Source organism: Chryseobacterium sp. AG363 (assembly GCF_003610675.1).
GTDB classification, from domain to species: domain Bacteria; phylum Bacteroidota; class Bacteroidia; order Flavobacteriales; family Weeksellaceae; genus Chryseobacterium; species Chryseobacterium cucumeris.
In genome coordinates, this window is record NZ_RAQF01000002.1 from 2553473 (window position 1) to 2574083 (window position 20611).

The 20611-nt window shown below is 35.7% G+C and carries 12 protein-coding genes; 6 read left to right on the forward strand and 6 right to left on the reverse strand.

Annotated elements, in window-relative coordinates; all coding sequences use genetic code 11:
• Positions 1 to 32: 32 nt before the first annotated feature.
• From DEU39_RS11585 to DEU39_RS11595, 3 genes are all read right to left on the reverse strand, one after another.
• Positions 33 to 740 carry an aspartate/glutamate racemase family protein gene (locus DEU39_RS11585; RefSeq protein WP_065119644.1) on the reverse strand — a complete coding sequence of 236 codons (708 nt, stop codon included), beginning with the start codon at positions 738 to 740 and terminating at the stop codon, positions 33 to 35.
• Between the two features lie 340 nt (positions 741 to 1080).
• Entirely contained in the window at positions 1081 to 3039 is a 1959-nt protein-coding gene (locus DEU39_RS11590; RefSeq protein ID WP_120232025.1) for a beta strand repeat-containing protein, read from the reverse strand.
• 845 nt (positions 3040 to 3884) lie between these two features.
• Positions 3885 to 5327: a helix-turn-helix transcriptional regulator gene (locus DEU39_RS11595; protein ID WP_183037406.1), complete on the reverse strand. Its 1443-nt coding sequence runs from the start codon at positions 5325 to 5327 to the stop codon at positions 3885 to 3887.
• Positions 5328 to 6219: 892 nt separating this feature from the next.
• On the opposite strand from DEU39_RS11595, the gene DEU39_RS11600 reads away from it, so the two are divergent.
• On the forward strand, positions 6220 to 8259 hold the full coding sequence (locus DEU39_RS11600; protein ID WP_120232027.1) for a beta strand repeat-containing protein: 2040 nt from the start codon (positions 6220 to 6222) through the stop codon (positions 8257 to 8259).
• Positions 8260 to 8477: 218 nt separating this feature from the next.
• On the opposite strand, the gene DEU39_RS11605 is transcribed toward DEU39_RS11600, so the two are convergent.
• The 3 genes from DEU39_RS11605 to DEU39_RS11615 all read right to left on the reverse strand — a co-directional run bounded on the left by DEU39_RS11605 (position 8478) and on the right by DEU39_RS11615 (position 13056).
• Positions 8478 to 9764, reverse strand: a complete 1287-nt coding sequence (locus DEU39_RS11605) for a helix-turn-helix transcriptional regulator (RefSeq protein ID WP_183037407.1) — start codon at positions 9762 to 9764, stop codon at positions 8478 to 8480.
• 490 nt (positions 9765 to 10254) lie between these two features.
• Positions 10255 to 12150 (reverse strand): molecular chaperone DnaK, encoded by a 1896-nt coding sequence (gene dnaK / locus DEU39_RS11610; RefSeq protein ID WP_062674123.1) that lies wholly within the window; start codon positions 12148 to 12150, stop codon positions 10255 to 10257.
• A gap of 201 nt (positions 12151 to 12351) precedes the next feature.
• The gene (locus DEU39_RS11615; protein ID WP_120232029.1) at positions 12352 to 13056 is read right to left on the reverse strand and encodes a hypothetical protein; all 705 of its coding nucleotides are present in this window, start codon (positions 13054 to 13056) and stop codon (positions 12352 to 12354) included.
• A gap of 241 nt (positions 13057 to 13297) precedes the next feature.
• Here DEU39_RS11615 and ppk1 point away from each other — a divergent pair, with 241 nt between their 5' ends.
• The 5 genes from ppk1 (at position 13298) to DEU39_RS11635 (ending at position 20535) form a co-directional block, all read left to right on the forward strand.
• Positions 13298 to 15370 (forward strand): polyphosphate kinase 1, encoded by a 2073-nt coding sequence (gene ppk1 / locus DEU39_RS11620; RefSeq protein ID WP_062674120.1) that lies wholly within the window; start codon positions 13298 to 13300, stop codon positions 15368 to 15370.
• Entirely contained in the window at positions 15367 to 16251 is an 885-nt protein-coding gene (locus DEU39_RS11625) for an exopolyphosphatase (protein ID WP_062674117.1), read from the forward strand. The genes ppk1 and DEU39_RS11625 overlap by 4 nt, the downstream gene beginning before the upstream one ends.
• A 305-nt stretch (positions 16252 to 16556) precedes the next feature.
• Positions 16557 to 17210, forward strand: coding sequence for an NAD-dependent epimerase/dehydratase family protein (locus DEU39_RS11630; protein WP_120232030.1), 654 nt, complete (start codon positions 16557 to 16559; stop codon positions 17208 to 17210).
• Positions 17207 to 17356 carry a hypothetical protein gene (locus DEU39_RS24405; RefSeq protein WP_157885769.1) on the forward strand — a complete coding sequence of 50 codons (150 nt, stop codon included), beginning with the start codon at positions 17207 to 17209 and terminating at the stop codon, positions 17354 to 17356. Before DEU39_RS11630 ends, DEU39_RS24405 begins: the two co-directional genes overlap by 4 nt.
• 140 nt (positions 17357 to 17496) lie before the next feature.
• Entirely contained in the window at positions 17497 to 20535 is a 3039-nt protein-coding gene (locus DEU39_RS11635; RefSeq protein ID WP_120232031.1) for a choice-of-anchor I family protein, read from the forward strand.
• Positions 20536 to 20611 lie beyond the last annotated feature (76 nt).

Consider the following 20611-nt stretch of genomic DNA (forward strand, 5'->3'; position numbering starts at 1 on the left):
AATTAAACAGTTCAAAACTCTTTAAACAAATATTAAAACTCAGATCTCAGGATAAAATCTACTCCCATTTGAGCATGTAGCAATGTGGTATTGAATATCGGTATATTCAGATCATTTTGCCCTATAATAAGGGGAAATTCAGTACATCCTAATATAATACCCTCCGCACCCTTTGATTCCAGAATTGCAATCTGATCCAATATGTATTTTTTTGTTTCAGGCTTTAAAATACCAAGAGACAGTTCTTTTTGTATAATGGTATGAAGCTTTTCTCGGTCTTTCTCTTGGTCGGGTACCATTATATCAATATCATATTTATCTTTTAGGATTTTTGCAATAAATGGCTCCTCCATGGTAAATATTGTTCCAATAAGCCCAACCTTACAGAGCCCTTTTTTCCGGACTGCAGCGCCTATTGCATCTCCAATGTGCAGTATGGGAATCATGCTATGCCGTTGCACATCATGATACACTTTATGAGGTGTATTGGCACAAAACATTGCGGCAGATGCTCCGGCTTTATACAACTGATCACAAGCCTCAATCAGCATTCTTGCTATTGCATCCCATTGATCCGACTTTTGTAACTGATGCATACAATACTGATCAAGATTTACTAATACAAGAGGAGGATTTGTATTATTACCGAAATGATCATTGATGGTTTGATTCAGGTACATGTAATATTCCAGCGTTGAATGCCAGGAAAGACCTCCGATAAGACCTAATTTTCGTAACATAGGATGCTGCATATTTTGATGATTTTCTATAGAACTTGTATTGTAATTAAACATAAATTAATTGAAGTATTTTTTATTTTTATCTTAATAATATTTCATATAATCTTTAAATTATTCATTCCTAATTTCAAGTACCTTAAAATTAGGCTATGATCCATTGCAGATTATATTCGTAATGAAAATAAGCTATACCAAAAAGCATAGCTTATTTTTATATCTTGAAAATGGTCTCATATCAAAAACCTATATTGCAGATTTTCAACAAATAAGAAATCCTTATCTTTCTATTTACTAAATTACAGATCTTACATTTCTATATTTTATTGATAAGATATGCTACTTATTTCCCTAAATAAACAAACATATTCACACTTAAGCTTTGAGGCTGTATATTGATGGACTGCTGCGCTACACCACCGTTTACACTATTTGTGTTAAATGAATGGGAGTGCGGATTCTGGTATAATACATTAGTATTAACATGATCAAGATTTCTCGTACCTGTACCAATTTTTCCAGCTAAGAAGGTATATGAATAAGTATCAGTTGCTGGTCTACCATTGTTATTGATAATATCATACTTTATAGTAGGCTCAGCAGAACTGGTTGTACCGGATAACTGAAAATCAGGCAATTGATTCCTTGCTATTATACGGGAGTTGTTACTGTTAATACTTCCCAATCTTGTACCATCCTGTACTAAGTAAGAGTTACTGGCATTAGGAATATATGATGCAAAACCTAAAGAATTTGCCGCAGCTCTTTGAGTAGTAGTCAGACCACCTGTTGGTCTTCCATCTAGTTTTACCCATCCGTTATGATCAGAAACTGAAAAACTTGCCTTAATATCTCCAATATTAGCTGAGCTTACTCCAACAGTACTCCCATCGGTAGATCTCCAGTAAGAATTACTGAAAACATATTCCAGTGCTTTACCATTGGGAACGGTAACGCCATCCAGTGTAGCTCCAAATCCTCCTGTAGTATTATTATAAACGATCAGTCTCTGGCCCGCATTTGGAGCTGCTGGAGCCGAAATAGCCACATTTGCTGTAGCAGCACCAGTGAGCTGTACCTGGCTTACGTTAGGCGGAACGGTAACATTATTACCAGAAACAGTTAGTACAGTTTCACGATTGGTAATCGCTCCATTCACATCCATTGCTGTACCCGGGGTTGTGTTAACACCTACATTCCCCCCCGCTGGATTTAACACCAGAGGAAGTCCTGTAGTAGCTGTTTTGTTCTGGCTTGAAATATAAGATCCATAAGGAGAGTTTGCATAGGTTCCAAAATCAAGAGCATGATTACTGTTTCCATCAACCCGAAGTGTGGCATTGGTAGTTGCTGTACCCAGTGCAGAAGGCTGGGCATTGCTCCCAGCTATCACCAGTTTATTAGTGGGGGTCACAGTCCCTACTCCAACATTTCCGTCTGAGGTAATACTCACTTTCTGAGTATTATTGGTAGTAAATCTCAGATCATTAGCTGTAGTGGTCCCCACAGAAACTACACCTCCTCCGATATATGTTTTCAGATTAACTGTACCATTGGTATGATTCAATCCAAAGCTATTATCTGGTGTACTGATGGTAAGTTTGGTATCGGGTGTTGTAGTACCGAGACCTACACGGTCATTAGCCGCATCCACAGAAAAGGTACTTCCATCCACAGAAAAGGCATTGGTCTTTGTACCTGTAAATGTTAAGGTATTGGCTCCCTGTATTACTTTTCTGTGACCAGTAATAGTTCCATCCGCATTATAGATATTGACAGAAGAAACTCCCCCTGAACCACCATCAATAGATCTCCATCCAGAGTTACTGTATATATATTCTAAAGCTTTACCATTGGGAACAGTAACGCCATTCAAAATAGCTCCAAACCCACCTGTGGTATTATTGTAGACAATAAGGCGCTGACCTGCATTAGGAGCTGCAGGGGCTACAACAGCTACGTCAGCGGTAGCTGACCCTGTAAGTTGTACCTGACTTACATTAGCTGGAATAGTAACAGAATTACCTGTAACGTCCAATGTTGTTTCACGATTGGTAATCGCTCCGTTCACATCCAATGTTGTACCGGGAGTAATTGTACCAATCCCCAGATTACCATTGGGGGACATCATCAAATCATCTTTAGCCTGAGCTGCGGTAGGTACTCCTGTGGGTGGGTTATTTTTTAGCCCATCAACGCTAAGTATTCCCTGAGGATTCGCTGTATTAATCCCCACTTGTGACTTGGCCAACAGGGAAAAGATAACAAACATACTTGTTAGTAATAAATTTTTTTTCATCATTTGTGAATTAATTTTAAAAAATTAGTTAATATTAAAAAAAATCATTTGTGTGTGAATAATGTTATAAATAACATCAACAATATTAGAACACTTAAAATGAAGCTCAAAATAGAACCATACAACACACATGCATTTCGCATACATCAATAGTACATCATATCTCAAATACTATAAAACTCATATAAAAGCATTACTAATTCACAAAAACAATATATTTAATATACCTGCTATATTTTTATAAAAATTACAATAAATTACTTGTTTATACTTAACAAAAAGTAAATTGAAAACGTCTGTATTCAGAGTTAATAATATAACAAACAGTTATTTATTTTTTTCAATCATAGAAATAAGGAGTATTGCTCCCCAATAATAAATGATCAAATTAACTGGTTAATATGCCTGAAGTAAAAGCAGACAGCAAAGTTCCGAAATGATATTGAACATCTATTAACATTCAAAAAAGAAACATTTTGATTAATTAAGAGAATTATCCTTAAGCTGCTTATTAATCGGTATGAAAAAGCTAACCGGAAAGCTCAGCAGCTCCATTCTTTTTATGATAAATTTATTAAAAACTCAAAATTCTAATATCATAAGAAAAGTATTAAATTCCTTGACGATAACTCAGAAGAGGAAATAATATGATGACAGAATCGCAAGTACCTGAAAAAAAAGCATTATACCCCATTATCCCCTTAATCAGATAATAGATTATTTATGACATAATAAAAACACATTTTCTTAAAGCTGGTATACAGCTCATTTCTTAATTAAATTAATAAATATAAAATGAAAATCTATATAATACAAGGCTGAATGTTTCATTATGCTATTCAAAATTTCTATGGCTCCGTTATAGATCTGAAAAAAAGATACAGATCTGTCTCGCTTTCCAGATTCAGTTTTTTCCGTATCCTGTATTTTTTTGTCTGTACAGATCTGTGCTCCATAGAGATACAATGTGCAATTTCCTTTGAAGAAAAGCCTAGCCATATCAAAGCACAAAAAGCTAAATCCGACTTGGAAAGATTAGAATTTATTTTTAACAATTCCTTATATAGCTCCGGATAGGTTTCCTGAAATTTTGGAAAAAAATCAACCTTTTTTTCTTTGGCGAGTTGAATAATATGCTCATAATTTTCACTGAGTTTTCTTTTTAAGTCTTTTGTTTCCTTTCCTATTTCAATAATTATTTTTTCGCTTTCCGCAAGCTTTTTTTTCTTTTTTCTTATACGCAAATAAAAATAAACAGCAATTAAAATGACTAAAAACATGGAGATACCACTATACCACAAAGCGGTATTATTTTCATTTTTAAGTTGAGCCTTTTCATTTTCCCTTTCTTTATTCAATATGTTAATGGAAAGATCTATGGCTTGGTTTTGGTTGGCATCCAAGCTGTCTTGCAATAAGATCGATTTGTTCAGATATTCATTTTCTTTATCAGAATTACCTTCTTTTTTATAAAGTGCAGACAATTCCTTATAATTGTCAAGAATAAGCTTGGGTCTGTTGACCTGTTTTGCAAGCCCGATCGACTTCTTAATTGAATCGATGGCCTCGCTGATTTTTCCCTGACTGTGCAGAAATACCCCATAGTTCTGTAAAACAACAGCTCTCTGGTATTTGTTATGTTTGAAGTTCCTGGTTTCTAAAATCGCAAAAGCTTTTTGAAAGTAATACCAAGCAGAATCAGGCTTCGATTCAAATAAAGTATAGTGTTGTGCAATATTAGCTATATCGAGAGGATTTGCATCTATTTTCATAGATTTATGGAGATAAATAATGGCAGAATCAGGGTGTTTTATCTTATACATGTATACAGATCTGGTTGAATAGACATAGCGTAAAAACAGGCGGCAGTCCCGGTTATCTTTTCGCAGCTTCAAACCATAATTCATCGCTTTTGAATTGTATTCCAAAGCCAACCTGCTCACATCCATTTTACTATAAACCTGGCCATACTCCTGATTAATTTTACCAAAAAGAAAATTATTATTGCTTTTCCTGGATATATCTTCAGCCTTCTTTAAATATTCCAGCCCCTTCTTTACATCACCTCCAAATATAAACCGGTTGGCAATATTGGTATACCCTATTGCCTCTCCTTCACGGTAGCCAATCCGGATTGCTTCTTTTATGATGCGTTTATTCCAACGGATAAGATCATCGTCGGATATTCTTGTCCGAAGTACTTCGTTTGTTTTTATCAATAAAGTATCAATATTACTTTCTGTATAGTGTTGGGACAATAATTCTGAACAGCATAGTAGTAAGGAAAGCAAAATTATTTTATTGATTTTTTTTAAAAAGAACATAATAATAAATAGTTAATTGAAGATAAAAAACTACTGATAATGACCTAATAGAACTATTATTCAGATCAATAATTACAAATTTGGAAGGCATAATCATTACAGAAAAAAACAGGGCAATACTTCCCTATCCATCATAATTTTCCGTTCCATGTAATACAGTTATTATAAAATTCACCCTTTTCCGGATGATATTAATTTTTATGCAAAATTCAGAATCTCACGAGGAGATCAGTGGGTAACTTTTCTTATACACGTATCTATTTTATTTTTCACAAGGTTAAAAAAAGTAATAAAAAATACATAAAAACAACATACATCACACATACATCATACATCTAAATACCCATTAATAAAGACTCAGAACACATGATATAACTTCACGACATCTGCTATAAAAGCACCTATTTCCACCTGGCAGCAAAAAAAATTCCGTACAGAATCAACATATTTATCTGTCTCTTTATTAATGTAAATCAATAACACATTCATTTCTCCTCTATAAACCGTGATTTGAAATTATATTGATAAACCAATCCTCATTTTCAACCTCTTTTAGTAAGCTGATAAAAAGCAACCAAGACAAAAAGTAAAGATAGCACCCTCTTTTTTAATTCACTACGAAGAGGTTTAATTTATTAATAATTTTTCCTCTTATCACTTATTTTTTCAATAAAAACACGCAAATGATGTACCTATGATATACCAATGCTGTATCTATGATAAGCATATAATACGCTTTACAAACTTCACCAAACATTACCTTTGCAAAATAAATAGTAAGTAAACATTTAGATAGTTCAGTAATATCTTCATTGCTATTATAATTGTTGATATAAGAAATGATTAATTAACATATATTATGAAAAAAAATTTATTCGTAGTGGGGATGCTTGCTACTTTTTCATTGGTAAAATCACAGGTTGGAATTAATACAACCAATCCTCAGGGAGTATTTAATATTGATGGATTAAAAAATAATCCAACAACCGGGACACCTACTGCTGCTCAGGCTAAAGATGACCTGGTGACAACTTCCAATGGTAATCTGGGGCTGGGTGTTATCACTCCCGGCACCACATTGGATGTGAACGGAGCAATTACCAACCGTGAAACGCCATTGGCTGTCACAGGTAATGCCGTTACGATCCCAGCTAATGTAAGTTTGGTACAGCTTACAGGAGCAGCTACTACAAACATAACTGTTACAGCACCTGTTGCTCCTAATGCAGGTCAGCGCCTTATTGTCTACAATAATACCACAGGTGGATTTGGGGCTACTTTGAATGGCGTTACTGTTCCTAATGGTAAAGCACAGGAATTTATTTTCAGCAATTCATCCTGGAAGTCTATTGATGGTAGTTCCGGAGGAGGCTCTTCTGTCAATATTTATAACACAGATGGCACCCTTACGGGAAATAGAACGGTAACACAGGGAGCCAATACCTTGGCATTCACAGGGACACAAACTAATGCATTTTCTGTAGATGGAACTACCTTATCCGTGGATGCAGCCAATGGCCGTGTAGGAATAGGTACCACTACTCCTGATACCAAACTTACCATCAGTACTCCTGATAATAGCTTCGGTTTGAATCACACTAATGGTAGCGTTAATTTTAAATCCTATATCGGAGGAGGTGTAGTATCTGTAGGAACCACTACAGCTAATGATCTGAGATTTACTACCAACAATACCCAAAAAATGACAATCACTCCAGCTGGAGATGTAGGGATAGGTACTACTACACCTGATGCTAAACTTACCATCACTGCTCCTGATAACAGTTTCGGATTACATCAAACTAATGGCGCAGTGAGTCTGAAATCTTATATCGGAGGAGGTGTAGTATCTGTAGGAACCACTACAGCTAATGATCTGAGATTTACAACCAACAATACCCAAAAAATGACGATAACTTCAGCTGGAAATGTTGGAGTAGGGACTGTGACCCCCACTAATAAACTGGTGGTAGCTGGGAGCAATGGCCAGCCTTCTGCACTAGGAACAGCAACTACCAATGCCACGCTTCGGGTTGATGGAAACAGTAATCATGCTCTTGATTTCGGAACCTATGCAAACTTTCCTTATGGATCTTATATTTCAAGCCAGAATAAAACCTCTGCTGCAGGTCTTCCTTTAGTACTCAATCCAGTGGGTGGAAATGTTGGCGTAGGCACCAATGCTCCTGATAATTCAGCTTTACTTGAGCTCAATACAACCAATAGAGGTTTTTTACTGCCCAGGGTATCATTAACATCTATGACGGATGGATCTACAATTCCTTCTCCTGCAAAAGCGCTTATGGTTTATAATTCCAACACAGGATTAGCTCCTTATGGAGAGGGGGTTTATTATAATTCTGGAACTTCTACAGCTCCTAGCTGGAGTAAATTAGCTCCCCAGACAACTGATTATCAGCTTTTAGGGGTTTTTACTGATACAGCAACCTTTCCGGTAGATCAGCTAGCAACGGGAAATGGTGTTATTATAAATAATCTAGATCTGGGATTGTCTGTTTCCGTTACAGTTCCTGCCAATAGCACTGCTAAAATTGTTGTCGATTATAATGTTCCGGTCGGCACCACAAATACAGCTTCAAATGAATTAGGCTATTATGGTGTACGCTTTATCAGAAACGGCGGAGAAGAGCCAGCAGGCTCGAGAAAATATACTATTCCTGAAGGTAATAATGGTTCTCAAATGGTTTCTACCGTTGGAAAATATGCTGAGACCTATAACAATACCAGCGCTTCTCCTGTTATAATAACCTACACTTTAAATGGATATGTTGAAAGTACAAATCATCCAGTTAGGTTTAATATGTGGGCAGCTTCAGGACAAAACTTCAACTGGGGTGTAGGCTCAATATCTGCGACAGCTTTTGCTAAAGATAATTAATAAAAAAAAAAGATTTAATAATTACTATAAAGGTCTTTTGGAGGAAACTTCAAGAGGCCTTTTTTATTTTCCTGAATCAATAAAATAAATATCAGATTTTAACTTTATTAACTAATCCTTTTAATTAATACCCGAGATTAATGATTAACAAAGTTTTTTTATTGAGATGATTTAAGAATTACTGATTACAAAATATGTAAAACAGATATAAAATTTCGTTAATTATCTACCAGAGACTTAAGGAATTGATAAAGATCCACATCTGATCCGAGGTTGAGTTTTTTTCTCAATCTGCTTTTCTTTATCTGTACAGATCTGTGTTGCATAAAAGTAAACTCAGCAATGTCTTTGGAAGAGAATCCTAACCAGATTAAAGCACAGAATGCCAGATTATCCTTAGTTAAATCCGGATTGATCGCCAATAGCTTTTGAGAAACATTAGGATAAACTTCATGAAACTTTTCCAAAAAACTAATATCATTATTTTTAGCCAATTGAATTAAATCTTCATGTACTCCTGAAATTCTTCTCTCCAATACTTTGGTTTCATCTTCTTTTCTGGAAATTATTTCTTTGCTTTCTAAGATTACTTTCTTTTTTTTATGATTCTGATAATATAAATAAGCCAATACTAACAAAATTAAAAAAATTATAATGCTGCTATAAATAAATATCTTTTTTTTGAGTGTTTTATTTTCTTCTGTTTTTTCTTTTTCTATTGTTTTTATAGATAACTCTACACCTTTGGCTTGTGAGTTTTCCAGGCTGTCTTTTAATTTTATATAATACTCCAGATATTGTTTCTCCTTTTCTAAATTACCCGAATTTTTATAACATGATATTAAAAGCTTGTATATATTTTCAGAATGCCCAATATTTGTTAATTTTTTATTGTATTCAAGAGCTTTATTTAAATATACTATTGCCTTTTCATAATTTTTTTCTTTAAAAAAATATTGTGCATAGTAATAGTAAAAGACAGATATCTGATAACTATTAGGTTCATGTTTCTTTTTGCTTATGATATCCATTCCCTGCTCCAGATAGATTTTAGCGGCATTCTGGCTGGGATGATATTCGATATAATGATTAGCAATTTGAGAGGTCGTGCTTAAGCTTTCATACAATAGAGAGGATTGTTTTAAATAATAGAGCGCAGAATCCAGATCTTTTTTTTCATAAAGAAAATTTGCTCTTGTAGTATACACGTAAGATAAAAATTTACCCCTTCTATCCTTATCTTCAATTTTATTTCCGTAATATCCCCCTTTAGAATTATACTTCAGACCTGTATCATACAGCTTCATGACATAATAGGCCTGCGAATATTCCTGATAAAGCTTAGCAATTGTAAAAAAATCAATCTCGCTTTCGTTTTTATGTAATATGCTCTCTGCTGCATTCAGATTTTTTATACTTTCTTCTCCATTTCCTAAATTCCAGCATTGATTGGCAATATTGATATGAGCCCAAATTATTCCTCTCACATAATTTTCTTTTTTCATTTTTTCTAACATCTCCTTATTCCAAAGAATAATTTTTTCTCTGGGAATATTTTTTTTCCCCATTTCTTTAGGCGTATTCAAAAGAATTGAATCATACTCTTTATATTTAAGATCTTGGGAAAACAGGAGTCCAGATGAGAAAAGAAACCCAACTGTAAATAAAAATTGAAATATGTGTTGAAAGTATTTCATTACATGCTAAAATAAAAATATTTTTAGAAAATAGCATTAAATTAATTAAATAGGAAACATATTTTATATATCATATATTTTTCTTAAACCATATTGCTTTTTATCTACATCTTTTTAATTGCTATTCGGTAAAATAATAATCTAATTCAAACTAAGAAATCTTCTGAAGAGTTATAAATAATATAAATATTAGAAAGGGTACAAAAAGATGAATGGAAAAATAGATGCATAAAAAACCCGCTCTAAAGTTTAAAGCGGGTTTAAATTATTTATTATTTATTATTTATTAAATCAATAATTATTTTACTTCTTCGAAGTCAGCATCCTGTACATCCTCAGCTCCGGCGTTTCCACCTGCATTCTGAGCACCTGCTGCATCAGCACCTGGCTGTTGACCTGCTGCATATAATTCTTCAGAAGCGGCCATCCAAGCTGCATCTAACGCTTCAGTTTTAGCTTTTACGTCATCAGCATTTTTAGCTTCAAAAGCTGTTTTTAATTCTGCATGAGCTGCTTCGATTGCTGCTTTTTTGTCAGCAGAAAGTTTCTCACCGAATTCTTTCAATTGTTTTTCAGTCTGGAAAATCAATCCATCAGCCTTGTTGAAGATTTCAACTTCTTCTTTTCTCTTAGCATCCGCTGCAGAGTTTTCCTGAGCTTCCTTCTTCATTCTTTCGATTTCTTCGTCAGAAAGACCTGAAGAAGCCTGGATTTTAATAGACTGCTCTTTACCAGTTCCTTTATCTTTAGCAGATACACTTAGAATACCGTTAGCATCAATATCGAATGTTACTTCAATTTGAGGAACTCCTCTTGGTGCTGGTGGGATATCCTGAAGATCAAATCTACCGATTTCTTTGTTATCGTTGAACATTGGTCTTTCCCCCTGTCCTACTCTGATGCTTACAGCCGGCTGGTTGTCAGAAGCTGTAGAGAATACTTCAGATTTTTTAGTTGGGATCGTAGTATTCGCTTCAATTAATTTTGTGAATACAGAACCCATTGTTTCGATACCTAAAGAAAGTGGAGTAACGTCAAGTAATAATACATCTTTTACATCACCTGTCAATACACCTCCCTGGATTGCTGCACCAATAGCTACAACTTCATCCGGGTTTACTCCTTTAGATGGTTTTTTACCGAAGAATTTTTCTACTTCTTCCTGGATGATTGGGATTCTTGTAGAACCACCTACCAGGATCACTTCGTCGATATCAGAAGTGGATAAACCAGCATCTTTTAATGCTTTAGCCACAGGCTCCATAGATCTTCTTACAAGATCAGCAGATAATTGCTCGAATTTAGCTTTTGTTAAAGTCTTCACTAAGTGTTTAGGACCTGTAGCAGTAGCTGTGATATATGGTAAGTTGATTTCAGTCTGAGGAGAAGAAGATAATTCAATTTTCGCTTTTTCAGCAGCTTCTTTCAATCTTTGAAGAGCAATGGCATCAGCTTTTAAATCTACACCTTCTTCAGCTTTGAACTCATCAGCCATCCAGTTGATGATCACATCATCAAAGTCATCACCTCCCAAGTGCGTATCACCGTTTGTAGACAATACTTCAAATACACCGTCTCCTAAATCAAGGATAGAGATATCGAAAGTACCACCACCAAGGTCATATACTGCGATTTTCTGATCTTTATGGTTTTTATCAAGACCATACGCTAACGCTGCAGCGGTAGGTTCGTTGATAATTCTTTCTACTTTAAGACCTGCAATTTCACCTGCTTCTTTAGTAGCTTGTCTTTGTGCATCGTTGAAGTATGCAGGAACAGTAATTACCGCTCTTGTTACTTCCTGTCCAAGATAATCTTCAGCAGTCTTCTTCATTTTCTGAAGAGTCATTGCAGAAATTTCCTGTGGAGTATATTCTCTATCGTCGATTTTTACTTTTACTGTATCGTTTGGTCCGGCAACTACTTTATAAGGTACTCTTGTGATTTCAGAAGCATCATCTTTAAAGTGGGTTCCGATAAATCTTTTGATAGAGTAAACAGTTTTTGTTGGATTCGTTACAGCCTGTCTTTTTGCAGGATCACCTACTTTTCTCTCTCCGTCTTCCGTAAAAGCTACGATAGAAGGAGTAGTTCTCTTACCTTCTGCGTTAGGAATAACAACAGGGTCTTTACCCTCCATTACAGCAACACAAGAGTTGGTTGTTCCTAAGTCAATTCCAATTATTTTACTCATAATATTTTATATTTTTTCTATTTTTAATTTAATTTACACTCTCAATTTCTCAATATCTGTACCATTCAAAAAATTATGACAAAATGACACAATAAAAATAAAAGCCCCGATAAAATCGAGGTTTTGAAATTATATTCAGGAAAAAAAATCATTTTTTATGTATGAAGATATGTCAACTTCTCCTCTATGAGGTGAAAGATACTATTTACTTTCTTTTAAAACCCGGATTAAAAAATACCCAAGGTCAGGATCTACGGAATATATCCTTCCTGTATTAATGCCAACTCCCATTCCATTAGCTCCAAAACCTGCACCGTCTATTCCGATGCCTGAAAAGCTGTAGAATTTATTAAACTGCTCCGGCTTCCATTTTACCCATACTGCCATTCCAGTAATTCCTCCTTTGACTATTTTAACCTCTTCATTTTCCTTTATTACTACAGTTGCAAATGTATTGTCTTTTACTTCTTTTCTGGCTCCGTTTACTTTAAACTTTGACGTATTTTCACTATTTAAAACGGGTTCCCCAATAATATAAATTCTATTTTTTTCAATCAGCAGACTTTGATCTTTGATATCAGAATCCCGGATATGATAAGTATCCAATATCAGTTCAGACTCATTTTGTTTATCTCCTTCTTTGAAACTCACAATATAATAGGCATTGGCCCCTGCATTCTTTGCTTCATCGCTAATAGCTGTAAACAAATGTCCGAGGTAGGTACCGGGATAATGAGCTTTATATCGTCCTAAAAAAGCAGATTTATAGTTTTCCTGATTCTGTAAAGAAATCATAAATTTCTGAGGAGATAGGTTTTCCAAATTTCCTTTTTCCAAGACCTCTACATATTGACTGTATACCCAACCAAATAACTGTAGCAGAAGTATAATCGTAATTTTTTTCATGGTTACAAGTTTTTATAATTCTTTAAAGCATTTTCTCCAATGAATATATATCCTGATTAATGGCAAATAGTTCGTGATATAAATATATCAAAAACCACTGAAAACCAATTACTTTATAAGGAAAATCGAAAATCACAAAGAACAACTCACCAAACCTTTAAAAATTAATCAAAGTTTAACCTAAGAAATAGAGGCAGAATCTTTGTGAATTATTATTTTTGATAAAATATACACATTTAGAATGTCAATACACTTTAATCCACGAGATATCACATGGCTTGCCTTTAATGAAAGAGTTTTGCAGGAAGCTATGGATGAAAAAGTTCCCTTACATTTAAGAATACGTTTCCTTGGAATTTTCTCCAACAATTTAGATGAATTTTTCAGAGTACGTGTTGCCGGATTAAAGCGCGCCATGGATTTTAAGGAAAAGGTGATTGCTGAATCTTTCTACCAGCCGCCATCCAAGATCCTTCAGAGAATCAATGAAGTTGTGATGAGACAACAGCTGAATTTCGATAAAACCTGGAAAAAAATCCAGACCGAAATGGCTGATCATAAAGTTTTTATTAAGAATGCCAAAAACCTGACAGCCAACCAAAAAGAATTTGTGAGACAATATTTCGATGAAGTGGTAGAATCCAATGTGATCCCGATTCTCCTTCACGAAAATACTCCTATGCCTTATCTGAGAGACAAAAGTCTTTATCTGGGAGTGGCTATGAGAAAAAAAGACTGGCAGTATTCCAGCAATTATGCCATTATTGAAATTCCATCCCGCTTTGTGGGAAGATTCGTATTGCTGCCAACGGAAGATCCGGAAGAAAAAAATGTCATGTTACTGGAAGATGTGATTACCTTTAACCTTCCGCATATTTTCTCTTATTTCGGATATGATGAATTTGCAGCCAATGCATTCAAAGTAACAAAAGATGCAGAACTGGATCTGGATAATGATATCAGAACCAACTTTGCAGAAAAAATAGAAAAAGGTCTTAAAAACAGAAGAAAAGGGAAGCCCACCCGTTTTGTTTTTGATAAAGATATGGATAAAGCTTTGCTGGAACTTTTGATCAGGAAACTGAACTTAACGAAGAAAGACAGCATCATCCCTGGAGGAAAAATTCATAATTTCAAACATTTCATGGATTTCCCTGATGTTTTTGAAAAGTATGAAAGACCTGTAGAAAGAACTTCTTTTACGCATCAGGCATTTGAACATGGGGGAAGGGTGACTGACGTAATTTTAAAAGAAGATGTACTCCTTACCTTCCCTTATCACAAGTACAATCCGGTGATTGATCTTCTCCGTGAAGCCGCTATGGATCCGGATGTAAAATCCATACAAATTACAGCGTACCGTCTGGCAAGCAGTTCAAAAATTATCAATGCTCTGATTTACGCTGCCAGAAATGGTAAAGAAGTGACTGTGATGCTGGAGCTTCAGGCAAGATTTGATGAAGAATCCAACCTGGAATGGAAAGACATGCTGGAGCCTGAAGGAATTACTGTTCTTGTAGGAATTCCTAATAAAAAAGTACACGCCAAACTTTGTGTCATCAAAAAGAGAGCCCACAATAAAACCATTCAGTATGGCTTTGTAAGTACCGGAAATTTCAACGAAAAAACAGCTAGAATATATGGTGATCACCTGCTGTTGACCGCTGATCGTGGCATTATGGCGGATATCAATAAAGTATTCAATGTATTGAAAAAACCGAAAGATGACTTTATTCCTATTTTGAAAACTTGTAAAAATTTATTAGTTTGCCCTCAGTTTATGCGTGAAAAGATTGTTCACCATATTGATAAAGAAATCGAAGAGGCCAAGGCAGGAAGAAAAGCAGAAATCATCGTTAAAGTCAACTCAATGAGTGATCGTGCTCTGATTGAAAAAATATATGAAGCTGCCAAAGCCGGAGTGGTGACCAGAATGATCGTAAGAGGGATCTATTGTGCCGTCAATCAAAAGGAGTTCAGAGAAAAAATAAAAGCCATCAGTATTGTAGACGAATATCTTGAACATGCCAGAGTCATGTATTTTTACAATAAAGGGGCCGAGGATATGTACATTTCTTCCGCAGACTGGATGACCAGAAACCTGGATTACAGAATTGAAGCAGCCGCTAAAATCACTGATAAAAACCTTAAGAAGGAATTAAAAGACATTCTGGACATCCAACTTAAAGATAACGTAAAGGCAAGGATTTTAGACAAAAAACTGAGCAATGAATACGTAAGAAATGATAAACACGAATGCCGATCACAAATAGAAACCTATAAATATTTAAAAGCTAAAACAAGCAAGAAATGAAGATAGCAGCGATAGACATAGGGAGTAATGCAGCCCGCCTTCTTATCAATGAAGTAAAGATCAACAACAGAAAGCCTGAATTCATCAAGCTCAACCTTCTCAGAATTCCTCTGAGACTGGGAATGGATGTTTTTACCATCGGAAAAATTGGTCCGGAGAGAGAGAAAATGGTCATTGATTCCATGAAGATCTTTAGTGACCTGATGAAAATATACAAAGTAGATCATTACAGAGCCTGTGCTACCAGTGCCATGCGTGATGCTGCCAACGGTAATGATATCATCAATCTGGTAAAAGATACATCAGGAATCAATATTGAAATTATTTCCGGTGATGAGGAAGCTACCCTGATTTATGAAAATCATGTTGCAGAAGGTCTTGATAAAGAATTTGCCTATCTATATATTGACGTTGGTGGAGGTTCTACAGAGCTTACCTTCTATGAAAATGGTAAAATGGTCTATGAAAAATCTTTCAATATCGGAACGATCCGTCTTCTCAATAATCTTGTGACTATGGACAACTGGAAAGAAATGAAGGATGAGATCAAAAAAAATATTGTCAGCAAAAAACCAATTGTTGCTATCGGTTCCGGAGGAAATATCAACAAAGTATTCTCTATGAGTAAAACCAAAGACGGAAAACCGATGTCTTTGTCTCATCTGAAAAAGGTTTACAAAGAATTCAATGAGCTTTCCGTAGAAGAAAGAATGACCAACTACAATCTGAGAGAAGACCGTGCCGATGTACTGGTACACGCCCTGGGCGTCTTCAACAATGTGATGTCGTGGTCTGATATCAACAAAATTTTTGTTCCAAAAATTTCCGTAGCAGACGGATTGATCCATAATATTTACAGTCAGCTGCAACATAAAAAGTAACAACAAACAATACGATTGAAAGCCAGCTATTTTTGAGCTGGCTTTCTATTTTAAAAACATTTCCATGTCATTGCGAGGAACAATGTGACGAAGCAATTTCTATTATTAAGTTTTGGCTAAAGCCAAGAGAAGGTAGCTCATTTTTTAAGGCGGGCTAAAGCCCACCCCTATTGAATTATTGAATCCGGACATTTAAGACAACATCTTTTATCTTTTATCTTTTATCTTTTATCTTTTATCTTTTATCAAAAAAATTAAAGTAAAACCTCATCCTCATCCGTCATACCCATATCAATAGCAAAGCAATGAACCCAATCAAAATACTTCTTACAGGAGCAACAGGAATGGTAGGCGAAGGTGTTTTAATGGAATGTCTTGAAAATCCAAATGTTTCTGAAATCCTGAGTATAAGCCGAAAACCCTCCGGTAAAACACATCCCAAGCTGAAAGAATACCTTGTCTCTGACTTCCTTTCGATAGATCTTCATGATGAAAAACTGAAAGGTTATGATGCCTGTTTTTTCTGTGCCGGAATCAGCAGCGTTGGCATGAAGGAAGAAGAATATACCAAAATCACTTACGATACAACGCTTCACTTTGCCAAAGTTGTTTTGAACCAAAATCCTGAAATGGTGTTCAACTACGTATCCGGGGCAAGTACAGACAGTACGGAGAGTGGAAAACTGATGTGGGCGCGTGTAAAAGGCAGAACAGAAAATGATTTGAAAAGAATGGGTTTCAGAGGAGCTTATAATTTCCGTCCCGGATTCATGAAACCTGTTGAGGGTCAAACCAATGTAAAGTGGTTTTTTAAACCTTTTATTTGGATTTTTCCTATTTTTTTTCAGTCAAAATCATTAACTTTACACGAAGTGGGTAGAGCAATGATCAATGTGACACAAAAAGGATACCCTACATCTACTTTAGAAATTAGAGATATTAAAAATTTAGCGCTATGAGAGACATGTTAAAAAGAATTGTTCTGGTTATTTTTGTACTCTTGCTTGTGACTGCTGTTTCAGGATATTTTTATATGCAGAAACATCCTTTGGAAGGAAATAAATCAAGAACGATTTTAAATTTTTCGGGAAAATCAGGAAAATAATTTCACTATAAAGTTTCTTATTCACATAATTTTTATTTTTTATTGGAAATAAACCTATTTTTTAAACATTTCTTAAAGTTCCATTAAAATAATTGCAAGGTATAAAGTTCATTTTTGTATTTATCTAATTGAAATAAAAAATGATCAACAACTACCTATTAAAAGGGTCTGTGATTGCCGCATTCTTCTTTCAGAGCGGTCTTTTCGGACAGACACTGATTCATTACTGGAATTTTAACGATAATACTTCTGCAGCTACAGTTACTACCCCTGCTTCTACGATGGTGAACGGTTCTCTTGCACCTATAGCAGGAGGAACAAGTGTCATCGATTTTGCCGGAGGTACCGGACAAAATTTTAGTCTGCAAAATTTAAATGCAAGAAACGGTGATGTTTCCGGAACCCATTTAAGATTCAATAATCCGATTGGAGGGGCTTTACAGTTTAATCTTCCTACAACGGGCTATAATAACATCGTTGTTAAGTTCACCACCAGAAGATCCGGTCAGGGAGCAGGAACACAGACATGGTCTTATTCCACCGACGGAACCACTTTTATGCAGTTTCAGACGGTGAATCCTCAGGATGCCGATCCACAATTGGTTACATTGGATTTTTCCACTATACAGGGAGCCAACAACAACCCTAACTTTAAATTAAAGGTAGAATTTTCCGCAACGGGAGGCGGAACAGGAGGAAACAATCGTTTTGACAACTTTACGGTGGACGCCACTCCTGCAGGAAATGTTGATACTACTCCACCAACAGTCACTTACCTGCCTGCCCATAATACCAATAACGCTTCAACAACTGTAAATCCAACCCTATCTTTCAATGAAAATGTAAGATTAACTGATAATTCTGCACTCAACAATTCCAATGCACAAAATCTTATTGAATTCTGTCTTGGAAATGCTACAGGTACACAAGTTCCGTTCACTACAACTTTCAGCAACAATACCATCACTGTAATCCCAACTTCCGGACTAGTGCCAGGGCAGACTTATTATCTGGCTCTCAAGCCCAATATGGTAGAAGATTTCAATGATAATGGGCTTACTGCCGTTACTTCCAGTACTTTTACCACTGCCGGAACAGCAATTTCTTTAGAAAAGAATTTCATCAAAGTCAATGAAAATTCAGGAAATCTTGCATTTAAAATCAATATTACCAATCCTTCTACCTCTACAGTGAATCTGGTTGTAAAGCCAGCACCGTTCAGTACAGCTGACGGTAATGATTTTACTTTAACTAATCAAACTATTAATATCACTCCATCTACAACGAGTTATACCGTCAATATTCCGATTATTGATGACACAGTGGCAGAACAGCAGGCTGAATATTTTGTGGTAAGCCTTGAAAATCCTGTTGGAGCTACTATTTCAGGAGACAATTCTGCAACGGTTTATATTGTAGATAATGATAAAGCGGCTCCGGTTCCTTCCCATCAGATCCAACTGAATTATCTTCTAAGTTTTGATCCTTCAGGAAATAATAGCAGCTCTACGGAAATTGTAGTTCATGATCCGTCAACACAACGTTTATTTACGATCAGCTCCATTACGGATGTTTTTGATATTATTGATTTCAGTAATCCTTCAATACCCTCAGTCATAAAAACAGTGAATATGGCTCCTTACGGTGGGATCACAAGTATCGCTGTGAAAAACGGAATTATTGCAGCCGCCTCTCCCAATACTGATCCTCAGCAAAATGGATCTGTGGTATTTTTTGACATCAATGGAAATTTCCTTAAGCAGGTAACTGTAGGAGCTTTACCGGATATGATAACATTCTCCCCTGACGGAACAAAAGTAGTTACTGCCAACGAAGGAGAGCCTAATGACGCTTATACTGTAGATCCTGAAGGAACTATTAGTATCATTGACATTTCCGGAGGTGTTGGAAATCTTACCCAAAGTAATGTAACGACACTTAATTTTAATAGTTTTGATAATCAGGTAGCAGCATTAACCGCTACCGGTTTAAGAAAAGTAAGAACAAATAACACCCTTTCTCAGGATCTGGAACCTGAATATGTAACCATCAGTGCCGACAGTCAGAAAGCATGGGTAACCCTTCAGGAAAATAATGCCATTGCTGAAATTAATCTGGCTACCAAAACGATCACAGGTATCTGGGGATTGGGCAAAAAAGACATGAGTCTTCCGGGTAACGGATTTGATGCTTCAGACAATAATGGTGAGGTTCTAATCGCCAACTGGCCGGTAAAAGCGTATTATGTACCGGATGCAGTACAAAATTACAAAGTAGGAAACACCAACTATATTGTAACCGCTAATGAAGGTGATGAAAAGGATCTTTCAGGATTTAGCGAAAGAACGACTGTGGGAGCAAGCACTTATATTTTAGATCCTATATTGTTTCCGAATGCCAATGTTTTAAAAGCTTCTTATAACCTCGGCAGATTCAGGATTTCATCTGCTACAGGAAATATGGATGGAGATGCAGAGTTTGAAGAAATGGCAGCTTTAGGGGCCCGTTCATTCTCTATTTTCAATGCTGATACTAAACAGATTGTATATGACAGCGGAGATCAGTTTGAACGATATATTTCAGCTTATCATCCTTTGATTTTCAATGCGGATAATGAGTCTAACGCTACTAAAAACAGAAGCCGCGCCAAAGGTCCGGAACCGGAAGGAGTAGCATTAGGAAAAATCAATGACCAGACGTATGCTTTCATTACTTTAGAAAGAACTGGCGGTGTTATGGTTTATAATATTACAGATCCTAATACCCCTACGTTTACAGATTACAAAAATTCCCGTTCTACTTCAGCATACGGAGGTGATAATGGTCCTGAAGGAATTATCTACATCGCTCCTGAAAACACTACAACCAATAAAGGTTATGTGATTATCGCCAACGAAATCAGCGGAACTTTATCCATATATGAAGTGGCCACGCCTGCAACACTAGGAACAGGTGAAATAAAAACCGAACAGGCCACCTTTACTATATTCCCAAATCCTGTCAACAAAGGAAATACTCTTTATTTTAACAGAAAACAGGATTATGAATTATACGATATGTCCGGAAAATTGATCGGGAAAGAAAAGAATGCTTTAACCATAAGCACTGCTAACCTTTCTACGGGAGTTTATCTTGTAAAAACTTTGGAAGGACAGATCAAAAGAGTCATTGTAAGATAAAATATAATATTTAGTTGATTGAAAAAGCTTCGGAGATTCCGGGGCTTTTTTGTTACTGGAAAATTCATTAGTTTTA

Excerpts from the sequence above, each read along its gene's own strand:
- DEU39_RS11585 (WP_065119644.1), bottom strand. The coding sequence starts at position 740 with ATGTTACGAAAATTAGGTCTTATCGGAGGTCTTTCCTGGCATTCAACG.
- DEU39_RS11590 (WP_120232025.1), bottom strand. The coding sequence starts at position 3,039 with ATGATGAAAAAAAATTTATTACTAACAAGTATGTTTGTTATCTTTTCC.
- DEU39_RS11600 (WP_120232027.1), top strand. The coding sequence starts at position 6,220 with ATGAAAAAAAATTTATTCGTAGTGGGGATGCTTGCTACTTTTTCATTG.
- DEU39_RS11605 (WP_183037407.1), bottom strand. The coding sequence starts at position 9,764 with ATGAAAAAAGAAAATTATGTGAGAGGAATAATTTGGGCTCATATCAAT.
- dnaK (WP_062674123.1), bottom strand. The coding sequence starts at position 12,150 with ATGAGTAAAATAATTGGAATTGACTTAGGAACAACCAACTCTTGTGTT.
- DEU39_RS11615 (WP_120232029.1), bottom strand. The coding sequence starts at position 13,056 with ATGAAAAAAATTACGATTATACTTCTGCTACAGTTATTTGGTTGGGTA.
- ppk1 (WP_062674120.1), top strand. The coding sequence starts at position 13,298 with ATGTCAATACACTTTAATCCACGAGATATCACATGGCTTGCCTTTAAT.
- DEU39_RS11625 (WP_062674117.1), top strand. The coding sequence starts at position 15,367 with ATGAAGATAGCAGCGATAGACATAGGGAGTAATGCAGCCCGCCTTCTT.
- DEU39_RS11630 (WP_120232030.1), top strand. The coding sequence starts at position 16,557 with ATGAACCCAATCAAAATACTTCTTACAGGAGCAACAGGAATGGTAGGC.
- DEU39_RS24405 (WP_157885769.1), top strand. The coding sequence starts at position 17,207 with ATGAGAGACATGTTAAAAAGAATTGTTCTGGTTATTTTTGTACTCTTG.
- DEU39_RS11635 (WP_120232031.1), top strand. The coding sequence starts at position 17,497 with ATGATCAACAACTACCTATTAAAAGGGTCTGTGATTGCCGCATTCTTC.